This window comes from Enterobacter nematophilus (genome assembly GCF_026344075.1).
GTDB classification, from domain to species: Bacteria; Pseudomonadota; Gammaproteobacteria; order Enterobacterales; family Enterobacteriaceae; genus Enterobacter; species Enterobacter nematophilus.
On the sequence record NZ_JAPKNE010000002.1, the window covers coordinates 505,445 to 521,918 of the forward strand.

At 56.7% G+C, this 16,474-nt stretch carries 16 protein-coding genes; 10 read left to right on the forward strand and 6 right to left on the reverse strand.

The genetic code is table 11. The features are described 5' to 3' along the window. Positions 1–28: 28 nt before the first annotated feature. A complete protein-coding gene (locus OSH03_RS09055) occupies positions 29–847 on the reverse strand; it encodes a DUF72 domain-containing protein (protein WP_266178857.1) in 819 nt (272 codons plus the stop codon). Then, a complete protein-coding gene (locus tag OSH03_RS09060) occupies positions 844–1,410 on the reverse strand; it encodes a hydrolase (protein WP_047367817.1) in 567 nt (188 codons plus the stop codon). The genes OSH03_RS09055 and OSH03_RS09060 overlap by 4 nt, the downstream gene beginning before the upstream one ends. A gap of 264 nt (positions 1,411–1,674) precedes the next feature. Here OSH03_RS09060 and aspS point away from each other — a divergent pair, with 264 nt between their 5' ends. From aspS to ruvB, 6 genes are all read left to right on the forward strand, one after another. Next, positions 1,675–3,447, forward strand: coding sequence for an aspartate--tRNA ligase (aspS, locus tag OSH03_RS09065; RefSeq protein ID WP_061097871.1), 1,773 nt, complete (start codon positions 1,675–1,677; stop codon positions 3,445–3,447). A gap of 1 nt (position 3,448) precedes the next feature. After that, a complete protein-coding gene (gene nudB / locus OSH03_RS09070; RefSeq protein WP_059353978.1) occupies positions 3,449–3,892 on the forward strand; it encodes a dihydroneopterin triphosphate diphosphatase in 444 nt (147 codons plus the stop codon). Positions 3,893–3,919: 27 nt separating this feature from the next. After that, complete coding sequence (locus tag OSH03_RS09075) at positions 3,920–4,660, forward strand: YebC/PmpR family DNA-binding transcriptional regulator (RefSeq protein WP_003859747.1); 741 nt, start codon at positions 3,920–3,922, stop codon at positions 4,658–4,660. A 34-nt stretch (positions 4,661–4,694) separates the two neighbouring features. Continuing rightward, positions 4,695–5,216: a crossover junction endodeoxyribonuclease RuvC gene (ruvC, locus tag OSH03_RS09080; protein ID WP_003859749.1), complete on the forward strand. Its 522-nt coding sequence runs from the start codon at positions 4,695–4,697 to the stop codon at positions 5,214–5,216. Positions 5,217–5,296: 80 nt separating this feature from the next. Further along, a complete protein-coding gene (gene ruvA / locus OSH03_RS09085; RefSeq protein ID WP_061097873.1) occupies positions 5,297–5,911 on the forward strand; it encodes a Holliday junction branch migration protein RuvA in 615 nt (204 codons plus the stop codon). Between the two features lie 8 nt (positions 5,912–5,919). Then, positions 5,920–6,930: a Holliday junction branch migration DNA helicase RuvB gene (gene ruvB / locus OSH03_RS09090; protein ID WP_061097874.1), complete on the forward strand. Its 1,011-nt coding sequence runs from the start codon at positions 5,920–5,922 to the stop codon at positions 6,928–6,930. 59 nt (positions 6,931–6,989) lie between these two features. Here the strand turns inward: ruvB and znuB are convergent, their stop codons facing one another. Together znuB and znuC are read right to left on the reverse strand one after the other, a co-directional pair. Next, positions 6,990–7,775: a zinc ABC transporter permease subunit ZnuB gene (gene znuB, locus OSH03_RS09095; protein WP_266178858.1), complete on the reverse strand. Its 786-nt coding sequence runs from the start codon at positions 7,773–7,775 to the stop codon at positions 6,990–6,992. Further along, the gene (gene znuC, locus OSH03_RS09100) at positions 7,772–8,527 is read right to left on the reverse strand and encodes a zinc ABC transporter ATP-binding protein ZnuC (protein WP_014884314.1); all 756 of its coding nucleotides are present in this window, start codon (positions 8,525–8,527) and stop codon (positions 7,772–7,774) included. The genes znuB and znuC overlap by 4 nt, the downstream gene beginning before the upstream one ends. A 77-nt stretch (positions 8,528–8,604) precedes the next feature. Between znuC and znuA the strand changes: the two genes are divergently transcribed. The 3 genes from znuA (at position 8,605) to lpxM (ending at position 11,976) form a co-directional block, all read left to right on the forward strand. Then, positions 8,605–9,549, forward strand: coding sequence for a zinc ABC transporter substrate-binding protein ZnuA (gene znuA / locus OSH03_RS09105; protein ID WP_266178932.1), 945 nt, complete (start codon positions 8,605–8,607; stop codon positions 9,547–9,549). A 15-nt stretch (positions 9,550–9,564) separates the two neighbouring features. Then, positions 9,565–10,884: a murein DD-endopeptidase MepM gene (mepM, locus tag OSH03_RS09110; RefSeq protein ID WP_028013619.1), complete on the forward strand. Its 1,320-nt coding sequence runs from the start codon at positions 9,565–9,567 to the stop codon at positions 10,882–10,884. Between the two features lie 120 nt (positions 10,885–11,004). Then, positions 11,005–11,976 (forward strand): lauroyl-Kdo(2)-lipid IV(A) myristoyltransferase, encoded by a 972-nt coding sequence (lpxM, locus tag OSH03_RS09115; RefSeq protein WP_061097876.1) that lies wholly within the window; start codon positions 11,005–11,007, stop codon positions 11,974–11,976. 65 nt (positions 11,977–12,041) lie between these two features. Here the strand turns inward: lpxM and pyk are convergent, their stop codons facing one another. Together pyk and OSH03_RS09125 are read right to left on the reverse strand one after the other, a co-directional pair. Continuing rightward, entirely contained in the window at positions 12,042–13,484 is a 1,443-nt protein-coding gene (pyk, locus tag OSH03_RS09120) for a pyruvate kinase (RefSeq protein ID WP_028013616.1), read from the reverse strand. A gap of 139 nt (positions 13,485–13,623) precedes the next feature. Next, on the reverse strand, positions 13,624–14,493 hold the full coding sequence (locus OSH03_RS09125; RefSeq protein ID WP_028013615.1) for a MurR/RpiR family transcriptional regulator: 870 nt from the start codon (positions 14,491–14,493) through the stop codon (positions 13,624–13,626). A 358-nt stretch (positions 14,494–14,851) separates the two neighbouring features. On the opposite strand from OSH03_RS09125, the gene zwf reads away from it, so the two are divergent. Next, positions 14,852–16,327, forward strand: coding sequence for a glucose-6-phosphate dehydrogenase (zwf, locus tag OSH03_RS09130; RefSeq protein WP_193540542.1), 1,476 nt, complete (start codon positions 14,852–14,854; stop codon positions 16,325–16,327). Positions 16,328–16,474: the final 147 nt, after the last annotated feature.

A 16,474-nucleotide genomic window follows, 5' to 3' on the forward strand; every position in this document is an offset into this window, starting at 1 on the left:
TGGCACTTCACTATGATAGGGGGTGATATCAGAAAAGAGAAGATTGTTGTGGGATGGAAGGGGCGCTGCCCACGGACGCCACCGCAGCCTGCAAGGCCTGCCACAGAGCATCGACCAGTTCCGGCGCCTGAGCGATATCCGGCGTATGCAAAAAGAGGTACGGCGTGGTGGTGTGCTCCCAGTTCGCGAGTTTTTGCAGCCAGACGGCGAACATCGCCTGATTTTGCTGCATGTTGTCGCTGCCGATGAACCTGACCATTGGGTTCTGCGCGGTCACGATGGCGTGAACCGGCACTTTCGGTTTTTTACGCTGCGCTTCAACGATAGCCTCGCTATGCGGTATCGCACTGTGCACCGGACGACTGTCAAGGATCACGCGGTTAACGGAACGATCCAGCAGGCCGCGGTTAAGCGCTTTTTCGGCTTCGCCTTTCGCGAAAAAGTCCTGGTGCCGGACTTCAACGCCATAGGTGAAGTCGCCAGGTAGCGCATCGAGGAACTGCCACAGCGCGGGCAGGTCGCGCGGGCCAAAGGTGGCGGGAAGCTGGAGCCAGTATTGCCCGATGCGGTTAGCCAGCGGCGACATGCGCGTGAAAAATTCTTCCGTTAAGTCCCCGCAGTTGCGCAGCGCGGCCTGGTGGGAGATGGTCGCCGGAAACTTAAAGCAGAAACGGAAATCGTCCGTCGTTTGCTCCCGCCAGCGTTCGACAATCTCCGCGCGGGGCAGGGCGTACAGCGTGGTGTTACCCTCGACGCAGTTGAAGTGTCGGGCATACTCTTCAAGGCTGGTGATGCCCAGGCGCACCCATTTCGGGTGCGACCACTGGGGCAGGCCCACGTACATCATAGCGCGCTTAAAATCTCATCCGTGCTGCGCACGCGTCCGATGCGCGGGAAGATATGGGTCATGCTGCCCTGATGCTGTTCAGCGGAAGCCGCGCTGCAGGCATCTTCGGCAATCACCAGATTAAAGCCCAGCTCCCAGGCGTTACGGGCGGTGGATTCCACGCCGATGTTGGTGGATATGCCGCACAGAATAATGGTGTCGATACCGCGGCGGCGAAGCTGCAGCTCAAGGTCGGTCCCGTAGAAGGCGCCCCACTGACGTTTGGTCACTTCGATATCGCTGTCGCGTTTGCCCAGCGACACCGGGTACGTCCACCAGTTTTCCGGCAGGGCATGCGCGGGCGCCTGGGCATCAACGGGCTGTTTTAACGCCTCGGCGAAATCAGCGGACCAGCCGACGCGCACCATGACCACAGGAGCACCGCTGGCGCGGCATTTCTCGGCCAGGCGAGCGGCGCGGCTGACGACTTCATCCGCTGCATGTGGGCCACCGGCGAAGGGCAGGATCCCTTCCTGTAAATCAATCACCACAAGCGCGGTTTTGCGGGCATCAAGTGTTAACATCGTCACTCCAGGTAAATTAATCACTTCCGTAACACCTTACGACGTGATGACCTGTTATCGGTCGGATAATTTTGTTAATTTTTGTGAGAATGCGCAATAAGAGTGCAGCAAACGACCGTCTGGCGGTGGTTCGCTCTTATCGTCCGGCGGAATTTCCAGTATAATAGCCGCCTTTTTTCATCCAGTTGTGACATACAGAAAGCTGCGACATAGTAGCCTGCATACCAGGCGACATTTAGCCTGCGGCTAATTAAGGGATATCTCATGCGTACAGAATATTGCGGGCAGCTGCGTCAGTCCCACGTCGGACAGCAGGTCACCCTGTGTGGTTGGGTCAACCGTCGTCGTGATCTTGGTAGCCTTATCTTCATCGATATGCGCGACCGTGAAGGTATCGTCCAAGTGTTCTTCGACCCGGATCGCGCAGAAGCGCTGAAGCTGGCTTCTGAACTGCGTAATGAGTTCTGCATTCAGGTCACCGGCACCGTGCGTGCGCGTGACGAGAAAAACGTTAACGCCGACATGGCTACGGGCGCTATCGAAGTGCTGGCCTCCGATCTGGTTATCATCAACCGTGCTGAAGCGCTGCCGCTGGACTCCAACCACGTCAACACTGAAGAAGCGCGTCTGAAATACCGCTACCTGGATCTGCGTCGTCCGGAAATGGCCCAGCGCCTGAAAACCCGTGCGAAAATCACCAGCCTGGTGCGTCGCTTTATGGATGACCACGGTTTCCTCGATATCGAAACCCCGATGCTGACCAAAGCCACGCCGGAAGGCGCGCGCGATTACCTGGTGCCATCCCGCGTTCATAAAGGTAAATTCTACGCGCTGCCGCAGTCACCGCAGCTGTTCAAACAGCTGCTGATGATGTCCGGCTTCGATCGCTATTATCAAATCGTTAAGTGCTTCCGCGACGAAGACCTGCGCGCTGACCGTCAGCCAGAATTTACCCAGATCGACGTGGAAACCTCCTTCATGACCGCCGAACAGGTGCGTGAGGTGATGGAAGCCCTGGTGCGTAGCTTGTGGAACGACGTGAAAGGCGTTGAGCTGGGCGATTTCCCGATCATGACCTTTGCCGAAGCGGAACGTCGCTACGGCTCCGACAAGCCAGACCTGCGTAACCCGATGGAGCTGGTGGACGTGGCAGACCTGGTGAAGGCCGTTGAGTTCGCGGTATTCGCGGGCCCGGCTAACGATCCGAAAGGCCGCGTGGCTGCCCTGCGCGTACCGGGCGGTGCGGCGCTGAGCCGTAAGCAGATTGATGACTACGGCAACTTTATTAAGATCTACGGCGCGAAAGGCCTGGCCTATATTAAAGTGACCGAGCGCGCGAAAGGTCTGGAAGGGATCACCAGCCCGGTAGCGAAGTTCCTGAACGCGGACATCGTGGAAGCGATCCTCGAACGCACCGGTGCGCAGGACGGCGACATGATCTTCTTCGGCGCAGACAACAAGAAAGTCGTTGCGGATGCGATGGGCGCGCTGCGTCTGAAGCTCGGCAAAGACCTGAACCTGACCGACGAAACCAAGTGGGCGCCGCTGTGGGTTATTGACTTCCCAATGTTTGAAGACGACGGTGAAGGCGGCCTGACCGCAATGCACCATCCGTTCACTTCGCCAAAAGACATGACGGCGGCAGAGCTGAAAGCGGCACCGGAAGATGCTGTTGCGAATGCCTACGACATGGTCATCAACGGCTACGAAGTGGGCGGCGGTTCCGTGCGTATTCACAGCGGTGACATGCAGCAGACCGTGTTCGGCATTCTGGGCATTAACGAGCAGGAGCAGCGCGAGAAGTTTGGCTTCCTGCTGGACGCGCTGAAATACGGCACGCCGCCGCACGCGGGTCTGGCCTTCGGTCTTGACCGTCTGACCATGCTGCTGACCGGCACCGATAACATTCGTGATGTTATTGCCTTCCCGAAAACCACTGCCGCAGCGTGTCTGATGACCGAAGCGCCAAGCTTTGCCAACCCGGCAGCGCTGGCCGAGCTGGGCATTGAAGTGGTGAAGAAGGAAGAGAAAAACTGATATGGCATATAAGCTTCCCGTTTCTGTCCTGGTGGTCATTTATGCAGAAGACACGAAGCGGGTGCTGATGTTGCAGCGGCGCGACGATCCTGATTTCTGGCAGTCGGTTACCGGCAGCCTGGAAGAGGGGGAGACCGCGCCGCAGGCCGCCGCGCGTGAAGTAAAGGAAGAGGTCACCATTGATGTCGCTCATGAGCAACTGACCCTGAAGGACTGTCAGCGTACGGTGGAGTTTGAAATTTTTAGCCATTTACGTCATCGCTATGCGCCGGGCATTGAGCGCAACACGGAGTCGTGGTTCTGTCTCGCGCTCCCCCATGAGCGGGAGATCGTGTTTACCGAACACCTGAACTACCGCTGGGTGAACGCGGCGGATGCCGCCGCACTGACCAAGTCGTGGAGCAACCGGCAGGCGATTGAAGAATTTGTAATTAACGCGGCCTGAGAAGGCGCGATTTTTGGAGAACTTTTTATGGCAGGTCATAGTAAGTGGGCCAACACCAAACACCGCAAAGCGGCACAGGATGCCAAGCGCGGTAAGATCTTTACCAAAATTATTCGTGAGCTGGTGACAGCGGCACGTCTGGGCGGCGGCGATCCGGCCTCTAACCCGCGTCTGCGCGCGGCGGTGGATAAAGCCCTGTCCAACAACATGACGCGTGACACCCTGAACCGTGCGATTGCACGTGGCGTGGGCGGTGATGAAGACGCGAACATGGAAACCATCATTTATGAAGGGTACGGCCCTGGCGGTACTGCGGTGATGGTTGAATGTCTGTCTGACAACCGTAACCGTACCGTTGCGGAAGTGCGCCACGCGTTCACCAAAACCGGTGGCAACCTGGGCACTGACGGTTCCGTAGCTTACCTGTTCAGCAAAAAAGGCGTCATCTCCTTCGAGAAAGGCGACGAAGATGCGATCATGGAAGCGGCGCTGGAAGCGGGTGCGGAAGACGTGGTGACCTACGATGATGGTGCCATTGACGTCTACACCGCGTGGGAAGAGATGGGCGCCGTGCGCGATGCGCTGGAAGCGGCGGGCCTGAAAGCGGATAACGCCGAAGTCTCCATGATCCCGTCCACCAAAGCGGATATGGATGCAGAAACCGCACCGAAACTGCTGCGTCTGATCGACATGCTCGAAGACTGCGACGACGTGCAGGAAGTGTACCACAACGGTGAAATCTCTGATGAGGTTGCAGCGACTCTCTGATGAGAGCCTGTAAACCGTTTACGGGAGACGCGTGATGTCGATTATCCTCGGGATTGACCCCGGCTCACGCGTCACCGGCTATGGCGTTATCCGCCAGGTGGGACGCCAGCTGACCTACCTCGGCAGTGGATGTATTCGCACCAAAGTGGACGATCTGCCGTCGCGCCTGAAGCTCATCTATGCGGGCGTGTCGGAGATTATCACTCAGTTCCAGCCGGACTATTTCGCCATCGAGCAGGTCTTTATGGCCAAGAACGCGGACTCGGCGCTGAAGCTCGGTCAGGCGCGCGGGGTGGCGATTGTTGCCGCCGTGAACCAGGATCTCCCGGTGTTCGAATACGCCGCGCGTCAGGTTAAGCAGACGGTGGTGGGGATTGGTAGCGCGGAGAAGAGCCAGGTGCAGCACATGGTGCGCACCCTGCTGAAGCTTCCCGCGAACCCGCAGGCCGACGCCGCCGATGCGCTGGCGATTGCGATTACCCACTGTCACGTCAGCCAGAACGCGATGCAAATGAGCGAGTCGCGGCTCAATCTGGCGCGAGGCAGGTTACGATAATCAGAAATCAGGCTGGATGTTTATCCAGCCTTTTTTTATTATGTCGGCAGTTAATTTCTTCCAGAACGCAGGAGCGTCACGTGATAGGCAGACTCAGAGGCATCATCATTGAAAAACAACCCCCGTTAGTGCTGCTGGAAGTGGGTGGCGTGGGCTATGAAGTCCATATGCCGATGACCTGCTTCTACGAGCTGCCGGACGCGGGCAAAGAGGCGATTGTCTTTACCCAGTTTGTGGTGCGTGAAGATGCTCAGCTGCTGTACGGCTTTAACAACAAGCAGGAACGCACCCTGTTCCGCGAGCTGATTAAAACCAACGGCGTGGGGCCGAAGCTGGCGCTGGCGATTTTGTCCGGCATGTCCGCTCCGCAGTTTGTGAATGCCGTTGAGCGCGAAGATCCCGCGGCGCTGATTAAGCTTCCGGGCATCGGTAAGAAAACCGCAGAACGTCTGATCGTCGAAATGAAAGACCGCTTTAAAGGTCTGCACGGCGATCTGTTCACCCCGGCCGCCGATTTGGTTCTGACTGCTCCTGGTGCGCCTGCCTCTGATGATGACGCCGAGCAGGAAGCGGTTGCCGCGCTGGTGGCGCTGGGCTATAAACCTCAGGAGGCCAGCCGGATGGTGAGCAAAATTGCTAAACCGGACGCCAGCAGTGAAACCCTGATTCGTGAAGCGCTGCGCGCTGCATTGTGAGGTAAAGGATGATTGAAGCAGATCGCCTGGTATCGGCAGGCACCCTTCAGGCAGAAGACGTGGTGGATCGTGCGATCCGCCCGAAGCTGCTTGATGAGTACATCGGCCAGCCGCAGGTTCGCTCCCAGATGGAGATTTTCATCCAGGCGGCAAAGCTGCGTGGCGATGCACTCGATCACCTGCTGATTTTTGGCCCGCCGGGGTTAGGGAAAACCACCCTGGCGAATATCGTCGCCAACGAAATGGGCGTGAATCTGCGCACCACCTCCGGCCCGGTGCTGGAGAAAGCGGGCGATCTGGCGGCGATGCTGACCAACCTTGAACCGCATGACGTGCTGTTTATTGACGAAATCCACCGCCTGTCGCCCATCGTGGAAGAGGTGCTCTATCCGGCGATGGAAGATTACCAGCTGGATATCATGATCGGCGAAGGCCCGGCCGCGCGCTCTATCAAAATCGATCTGCCGCCGTTTACCCTGATTGGCGCCACGACGCGCGCCGGGTCGTTAACCTCTCCACTGCGCGATCGCTTCGGTATTGTACAGCGTCTGGAGTTTTATCAGGTGCCGGACCTCCAGCATATCGTGGGCCGCAGCGCGCGCTACATGGGGCTGGATATGAGTGAAGAGGGCGCATTTGAGGTGGCGAAGCGTTCCCGCGGGACGCCGCGTATTGCCAACCGTCTGCTGCGTCGCGTGCGTGACTTCGCCGAGGTGAAGCACGATGGCACCATATCGGCAGAGATTGCCGCCCAGGCGCTGGATATGCTGAACGTGGACGCCGAAGGCTTTGACTATATGGACCGCAAGCTGCTGCTGGCGGTGCTGGATAAGTTCTTTGGCGGACCGGTTGGCCTGGATAACCTGGCGGCGGCAATCGGCGAGGAGCGCGAGACCATTGAGGACGTGCTGGAGCCGTATCTGATCCAGCAGGGCTTCTTACAGCGCACGCCGCGTGGCCGAATGGCGACGGTGCGGGCGTGGAATCATTTCGGCATTACGCCACCGGCAATGCCGTAATCCATTGTTCCCTCTCCCTGTGGGAGAGGGCCAGGGTGAGGGCATCAGCGCCCTCGATGTTAATTTGCGGTCTTCTTCATCATACTGAAAATAAACAACACCGCTGCACACAGCACCACCGACGGCCCCGCAGGCGTGTCATAAAACGCCGAGAAGGTTAACCCGCCCGTTACCGCAATCATCCCGATAATCACGGCCACACCGGCCATCTGCTCCGGCGTACGGGCAAAGCGACGCGCCGTGGCGGCAGGGATGATCAGCAGCGACGTGATAATCAGCGCGCCGACGAACTTCATTGCCACTCCTATGGTTAACGCCGTCACCAGCATCAGCAGCAGCTTCACGCGCTGCAGCTTCACGCCGTCGACGAAGGCCAGATCCGGGCTGACGGTCATTGCCAGTAAATTCCGCCACTGCCACAGCAGAATACCCAGCACCACCATTACGCCAATGGCAATAGCGATGAGATCTTCCGGCGTCACGGCCAGCAGATCGCCGAACAGGTAGGCCATCAGGTCAACGCGGATATTCGACATCAGGCTAACAACGACCAGACCCAGCGACAGCGCGCTGTGCGCCATGATGCCAAGCAGCGTATCAATGGCGAGGTGAGGGCGCTTCTCCAGCCAGACCAGACCGGCCGCCAGCAGCAGCGTGACCACAACCACCGCGTAGAAGGGATTCACATCCAGCAGCAAACCAAAGGCAACGCCCAGCAGCGACGCGTGCGCCAGGGTATCACCGAAGTAAGACATTCTGCGCCACACCACAAACGAGCCGAGTGGACCCGCGGCGCAGGCAAGCATAACCCCGGCCAGCCAGCCGGGCAGTAACAGTTCAATCATGAGTGTCCATTTCCCCGACGCAGAACGATTCGTCCCTGCAAATCATGGCGGTGATTATGATGATGGCGATAAATGCCAAGCTGCTCAGCGCCGCGAGGGCCGAACATGGAGATAAATTCCGGGTGCATTGAGACCACTTCAGGCGTGCCTGAACAGCAAATGTGATGGTTAAGGCACAGCACTTCGTCAGTTTTCGCCATCACCAGATGCAGGTCGTGGGAGACCATCAGCACGGCGCAGTTCAGTTCGCGGCGCAGCTGGTCTATCAAATCATAAAGCGCAACCTGACCATTGACGTCAACGCCCTGGGTTGGTTCATCCAGCACCAGCAGCTGCGGGCTGCTCAATAGCGCACGGGCCAGCAAAACGCGCTGCGTCTCGCCGCCGGACAGCTTCTGCAGCGGCGCGTCGATAAGATGGCCCGCCTGCACGCGCTTCAGCGCCGGGAGAATATCGGCTTTTCGCGTGCCGGGACGCAGACGCAGAAAACGACTTACCGTCAGCGGCAGGGTAGCGTCCAGATGTAATTTTTGCGGCACATAGCCGATCCGCAATTTTTCCTCGCGCGTGATTACACCTTCATCCGGTGTAACCAGACCCAGCACCACGCGCACCAGAGTGGATTTACCTGCGCCATTTGGGCCGAGCAGCGTTAAAATTTTGCCGGGCTTCAAATCCAGCGACACGTCAGAGAGGACGCGGCGCTGGCCAAAGGAGACCGAAATATTGTCGAGAGAAACCAGAGTCGTCATGTCAATTTAAGCTTGAAGAAGTCAACGAATGTTATAATATCACATTCCACGCATTCACTACGATGATCAGTCGCATTATGTTACATAAAAATACGCTTCTTTTCGCAGCATTATCCACCGCCCTTTGGGGAACAACCGCACAAGATGTTAACGCTGCCGTTGTCGCTTCGCTTAAACCGCTTGGATTCATCGCGTCGGCCATTGCCGATGGGGTAACGGAAACCCAGGTTCTGCTACCTGACGGGGCTTCAGAGCATGACTATTCCCTGCGCCCGTCCGACGTAAAACGCTTACAAAACGCAGACTTAGTTGTCTGGATTGGTCCGGAGATGGAAGCGTTTATGCAGAAGTCTGCCAAACAGATCCCAGGCGAAAAACAGGTCGCAATTGCCGGGCTGTCCGGCGTGAAACCGCTGCTGATGAAAGGGGCGGATGATGACGCTGACGAACACGACCATCACGCTGCAGAGGGTGAAAAAGGTGATGGAGATCACCATCACGGCGAGTACAACATGCATCTCTGGCTATCCCCAGAGATAGCGCGGCTTTCAGCGGTTGCAATCCATGACAAATTAGTGGAACTTATGCCGCAAAGTCGAGCCAAACTAGACGCCAACCTGAAGGATTTTGAGGCACAATTAGCCGCAACCGATAAGCAGGTAGGTAATGAGCTCGCACCGTTGAAAGGAAAAGGGTATTTCGTTTTTCATGACGCCTACGGCTACTACGAAAAACACTACGGCCTGACCCCGCTTGGGCACTTTACCGTCAACCCTGAAATTCAACCTGGTGCGCAGCGTTTACATGAAATCAGAACACAGTTGGTTGAGCTGAAAGCGACATGCGTTTTTGCTGAGCCACAGTTCAGGCCAGCGGTCGTAGAAGCCGTGGCCAGGGGAACATCCGTGCGCATGGGAACCCTTGACCCGCTAGGTACGAATATCCAGTTGAGCAAAGCGAGCTACTCGCAGTTCCTCAGCCAACTGGCGAACCAGTATGCGAGCTGCCTGAAAGGAGATTAACGAGGAAGTGAATACGTGCAACAGATAGCCCGCTCTGTCGCCCTGGCATTTAACAATCTGCCTCGACCCCACCGCGTTATGCTGGGGTCGCTTACAGTTCTCACCTTAGCGGTCGCCGTCTGGCGGCCCTATGTTTACCACCCGAGTTCTGCCCCGATCATAAAAACCATCGAGCTTGAAAAGAGCGAGATCCGATCTTTGCTGCCTGAAGCCAGCGAGCCTATCGACCAGGCCGCTCAGGAAGATGAAGCTATCCCTCAGGATGAACTGGACGATAAAACCGAGAACGAAGCGGGGATCCACGAATACGTTGTCTCTACCGGTGACACGCTGAGCAGCGTGCTTAACCAGTACGGTATCGACATGGGCAATATCAGCCAGCTGGCCGCTGCGGATAAAGACCTGCGTAACCTGAAAATCGGGCAACAGCTCTCCTGGACATTAACGGCGGATGGCGATCTTCAGCGCTTGACCTGGGAAATGTCCCGCCGCGAAACCCGCACCTACGACCGCACTGCAAACGGTTTCAAAATGACCAGTGAAATGCAGAAAGGCGACTGGGTGAACAGCGTGATGAAAGGCACCGTCGGCGGAAGTTTTGTTTCCAGCGCCCGTGATGCGGGCCTGACCAGCGGTGAAATCAGCGCGGTGATCAAAGCCATGCAGTGGCAAATGGATTTCCGTAAGCTGAAGAAAGGCGACGAGTTTTCCGTCCTGATGTCCCGCGAAATGCTGGACGGCAAGCGCGAGCAGAGCCAGCTTCTGGGGGTGCGTCTGCGCTCCGAGGGCAAAGATTACTACGCCATTCGCGCGGAAGACGGCAAGTTCTATGACCGCAGCGGTACGGGTCTTGCGAAAGGCTTCCTGCGTTTCCCGACGGCGAAACAGTTCCGCGTCTCCTCTAACTTCAACCCGCGTCGTCTGAACCCGGTCACCGGGCGCGTTGCGCCTCACCGCGGGGTAGACTTCGCGATGCCGCAGGGCACGCCGGTGCTGTCCGTTGGCGATGGCGAAGTGGTGATGGCAAAACGCAGCGGTGCAGCGGGTTATTACGTGGCTATCCGTCACGGTCGCACCTACACCACCCGCTATATGCACCTGCGCAAGCTGCTGGTCAAACCGGGGCAGAAAGTGAAACGTGGCGACCGTATCGCGCTCTCCGGCAACACCGGCCGCTCTACTGGCCCACACCTGCACTATGAAGTGTGGATCAACCAGCAGGCCGTGAACCCGCTGACGGCCAAACTGCCGCGCACCGAAGGCCTGACAGGTAAAGATCGTTCCGATTACCTGGCGCAGGCGAGAGAGGTGATACCGCAGCTGAGCTTAAACTAAGCTCTCTGTTTTGTGAAAAAAGCCGGTGTCAGTATGCGCCGGCTTTTTCTTTTGTGCGCGGGCGACTGCCTCGCTACACTATCTGAATAATTTTTTGCGTCACCAGACCCTGGAACCAGCATGGAAACAAAAAAAAATAATATTGAATACATTCCTGAGTTTGAAAAATCCTTTCGACACCCGCGCAACTGGGGCGCCTGGCTGGGGGTTTACACCTTTGCGGGCATCGCTATGCTGCCTGCCGCGCTGCGCGATCCCGTCCTGGGCAAAATAGGCCGTCTGGCAGGGCGCTTAGGTAAAAGCGCGCGTCGTCGTGCGCAGATTAACCTCTATTACTGTTTTCCTGAAAAAAGCGATGCCGAGCGCGAGGCCATCATAGACGCGATGTATACCACCGCACCGCAGGCCATGGCGATGATGGCGGAGCTGGCGCTGAAAGGACCGGAAAAAATCATCGATCGCGTTGACTGGAAAGGACTGGAAATCATTGAAGAAATGCGTCGCAATGACGAGAAGGTCATTTTCCTCGTGCCGCACGGCTGGGGCGTAGACATTCCGGCGATGCTGATGGCCTCTCAGGGCCAGAAGATGGCGGCCATGTTCCATAACCAGGGCAATAAAATCTACGATTTTGTCTGGAATACCGTACGTCGTCGTTTTGGCGGGCGTTTGCATGCGCGTAACGACGGCATCAAGCCGTTTATTCAGTCGGTGCGTCAGGGGTACTGGGGCTACTATCTGCCGGATCAGGACCACGGGCCCGAGCACAGCGAGTTTGTCGACTTCTTTGCGACCTACAAAGCCACGCTTCCCGCGATTGGCCGCCTGATGAAGGTCTGCCGCGCCCGCGTGATCCCGCTCTTCCCGGTTTATGACGGTAAAACGCATCGTCTGAGCATCGAAGTCCGTCCGCCGATGGACGACTTGCTGACCGCGGACGATCGCACCATCGCGCGTCGCATGAATGAAGAGGTAGAGCTGCTGGTGGGGCCGCATACCGAACAGTACACGTGGATACTGAAGCTGCTGAAAACACGGAAGCCGGGAGAGACGGAGCCCTATAAGCGTAAAGAGCTTTACCCGAGGAAATAGAAAACCTTTATCCCTCACCCTGTCCCTCTCCCCTTAGGGGAGAGGGGATCGCACATATACCGTTATTATTCGACTGTAAGCACGCGGGTGGTATTGGTTGAGCCGATGGTGCTCATCACGTCACCCTGCGTCACGATGACGATATCACCAGACACCAGGTAACCTTTATCGCGCAGCAGGTTTACGGCATCGTGCGCCGCGGCTACGCCGTCATTGGTGCTGTCGAAGTGTACCGGGGTCACACCGCGGTACAGCGCCGTCAGGTTCAGCGTACGCTCGTGGCGGGACATGGCGAAAATCGGCAGGCCGGAGCTGATGCGAGAGGTCATCAGCGCGGTGCGGCCAGATTCGGTCATGGTGATGATCGCCGTAACGCCTTTCAGATGGTTGGCCGCGTACATGGCGGACATCGCAATCGCTTCTTCCACGTTGTCGAACTGGATATCCAGGCGGTGCTTGGAGACGTTAATGCTTGGGATCTTCTCCGCGCCCAGGCAAACGCGCGCCATTGCGGCCACGGTTTCTGCCGGATACTGGCCCGCCGCGGTTTCCGCTGACAGCATCACCGCATCGGTACCGTCCAGCACGGCGTTAGCGACGTCCATGACTTCCGCACGGGTTGGCATTGGGTTGGTGATCATGGATTCCATCATCTGGGTGGCGGTGATCACCGCGCGGTTCAGCTGACGTGCGCGACGAATCAGCGCTTTCTGGATACCGACCAGCTCAGGGTCGCCAATTTCCACGCCCAGATCGCCACGGGCAACCATCACCACGTCAGAGGCGAGGATCACATCGTCCATCGCATCCTGATCGCACACGGCTTCCGCGCGTTCAACCTTAGCGACGATTTTGGCATCACAGCCTGCGTCACGGGCCAGACGGCGCGCATAGTTCAGATCTTCGCCACAGCGCGGGAAGGAGACCGCCAGGTAGTCAACGCCGATCTGGGCCGCCGTTACGATATCCGCTTTGTCTTTGTCGGTCAGGGCTTCCGCAGAGAGGCCGCCGCCCAGTTTGTTGATGCCTTTGTTGTTGGAGAGCGGACCGCCGACGGTGACTTCAGTGAACACTTTCATCCCCTGAACTTCCAGCACCTTCAGCTGGACGCGACCGTCGTCGAGCAGCAGGATATCGCCAGGCACCACGTCAGCCGGCAGGCCTTTATAGTCGATTCCGACTTTCTCTTTATCGCCTTCGCCTTTGCCGAGGTTGGCATCCAGCAGGAATTTGTCGCCGATATTGAGGAAAACTTTACCTTCTTTGAAGGTTGATACACGAATTTTTGGACCCTGCAGGTCGCCGAGGATAGCGACGTGGCGGCCCAGCTTAGCGGCGATCTCACGCACTTTATCGGCACGCAATTTATGGTCTTCTGGCGTACCGTGAGAGAAGTTCATACGCACCACGTTGGCGCCAGCGGCGATAATTTTTTCAAGGTTATTATCGCGATCGGTGGCCGGGCCTAAGGTGGTTACGATCTTGGTTCTGCGAAGCCTTCTGGACATGTAATACTCCGTTGACTGAAACAACTTTGGTGTTGCGTGAACATTGAATCGGCCTTCATCTGCCGCAAGGCAGCAAAGAGGGGACCGAATGCCGAAAATCATTACATCGTAATTATTGGTTACGTCTTCGTTATCTACTTCAGGGAACATCGCTCTTTATAAGCAATTCTTTATCAAAACGCGATTCCTTCAGCGCTTCCTTGACTCGCTTCAAGTTATCCCGGAATTTTGCGCCGCGGCGTAAGGTAAATCCGGTCGCCAGCACGTCGATTACCGTCAGCTGCGCCAGACGGGACACCATTGGCATATACATGTCGGTATCCTCAGGGACATCCAGCGTGATGGCGAGGGTCGCCTCCCGCGCCAGCGGCGTGCCGGCGGTGGTGAGGGCGATCACCATGGCATCGTTTTCACGAGCCAGCTGCGCCAGCTCAACCTGGCTTTTGGTGCGGCCAGTGTGCGAAATCAGTACCACGACGTCATCCTCACTGCAATTCATACAGCTCATGCGTTGCAGCACAATGTCATCGGAATAAATTACCGGCACGTTAAAGCGGAAGAATTTATTCATCGCGTCGTGCGCCACGGCGGCTGACGAGCCAAGACCGAAGAAGGCAATGCGTTTGGCCTGGGTAAGTAAATCTACCGCGCGGTTTACTGAACTCATATCCAGACTTTGACGAACGTGATCGAGCGTGGCCATGGCCGACTCAAATATTTTTGCCGTATAGGCATCTACGCTGTCGTCTTCATCCACATTACGATTAACATAGGGGGTACCGTTTGCCAGACTTTGTGCCAGATGCAGTTTAAAATCAGGAAAGCCGCGCGTTTCCAGGCTGCGGCAGAAGCGGTTGACCGTCGGTTCACTGACGCCCGCTTCCTGAGCCAGAGCGGCGATGCTTGAATGAATCGCCTGAGCGGGCGCGGCCAGAATGACTTCAGCCACTTTTCGCTCGGATTTGCTAAGGTGTTCCAGCTGATACTGGATTTTTTCAAGCATGTTCATTGTTAACAAGGCGCTCATGGGGGTGGAAACGATTTCACGCATTGATGAAATCTTGATTCGATTAGCCGATATTACCCCTGTGGCTTCCCTAAAGGGTAACAGTCGACAAGATAATGTTGTTGTTTTTTTTCATTACTTGATCGATGTCGGGTTTTGCTATGACCCTGTTGCGCAAATTATCGACGGCTGTTGCGTCATTACGTCGCCATAATCGGCTGAATGGCGAAAAATCGCCGTATCGCACGAGACGATAAGCGCTAATGGTTTCGGGAATGACGTAAAAGCAGTACAGTGCATTGTAATAAAATTACAACGATACCTGGCAGAAGCACCAGGTGATCCAACTGAGGAGAATGACATGGCGGTAACGCAAACAGCCCAGGCATGTGACCTGGTCATTTTCGGCGCGAAAGGCGATCTTGCACGCCGAAAATTGCTGCCTTCCCTGTATCAACTGGAGAAAGCGGGCCAAATTCATCCGGATACGCGTATCCTGGGTGTAGGGCGCGCCGACTGGGACAAGGACGCTTATACCAAAGTCGTCCGCGAGGCGCTCGAAACTTTCATGAAGGAAAAAATTGATGAAAGTTTGTGGGATACCCTCAGCGGTCGTCTCGATTTCTGCAACCTGGACGTCAATGACGTCAGCGCGTTTTCCCGTCTGGGTGCCATGCTGGATCAGAAAAACCGTGTCACCATTAACTATTTCGCCATGCCGCCAAGCACCTTTGGCGCCATCTGCAAAGGTTTGGGCGAAGCCAAACTGAACGCCAAGCCGGCGCGCGTGGTGATGGAGAAGCCGCTGGGTACGTCGCTGGCAACCTCGCGTGAAATCAACGACCAGGTGGGCGAGTTCTTTGAAGAGTGCCAGGTCTACCGTATCGACCACTATCTCGGTAAAGAGACGGTACTGAACCTGCTGGCGCTGCGTTTCGCTAACTCCCTGTTTGTGAATAACTGGGACAACCGTACCATCGACCACGTGGAGATTACCGTGGCGGAAGAGGTGGGGATTGAAGGTCGCTGGGGTTACTTTGACCAGGCCGGCCAGATGCGCGACATGATCCAGAACCACCTGCTGCAAATACTGTGCATGATTGCCATGTCTCCACCGTCTGACCTGACGGCTGACAGCATCCGCGACGCTAAAGTTAAAGTGCTGAAGTCGCTGCGCCGCATCGACCGCTCCAACGTGCGCGAGAAGACCGTGCGCGGCCAGTACACCGCCGGGTTTGCGCAAGGCAAAAAAGTGCCGGGCTATCTGGAAGAAGAGGGCGCGAACAAGACCAGCAACACCGAGACCTTTGTGGCGATCCGCGTGGATATCGACGACTGGCGCTGGGCGGGCGTACCGTTCTACCTGCGTACCGGTAAACGTCTGCCGGCGAAGTGTTCCGAAGTTGTCGTCTACTTCAAAAATCCGGAACTGAACCTGTTCAAAGAATCCTGGCAGGAACTGCCGCAGAACAAGCTGACCATCCGTCTGCAGCCGGACGAAGGGGTGGATATCCAGATCCTCAACAAAGTGCCGGGCCTGGATCATAAGCACAACCTGCAGACCACCAAGCTGGATCTGAGCTACTCCGAAACCTTTAACCAGACGCACCTTGCGGATGCTTACGAGCGTCTGCTGCTGGAAACCATGCGCGGTATCCAGGCGCTGTTCGTGCGTCGCGACGAAGTGGAAGAGGCGTGGAAATGGGTCGACTCCATCACCGAAGCCTGGGCTGCCGATCAGGATGCGCCAAAACCGTATCAGGCGGGTACCTGGGGGCCAGTTGCGTCGGTGGCGATGATCACCCGCGATGGCCGCTCCTGGAACGAGTTTGAGTAGGATAATCCGCTAGCCCGAAAGTGTTATTTTACCGGTAACATGATCTAACACAGCTAGTGGCACAATTTTTATACTTTTAAGCTCCGCGTGGATTCACCCGCGGAGCTTTTTTTATTACACTGCCGGAAGTGATTTTGCCCCTGAGCT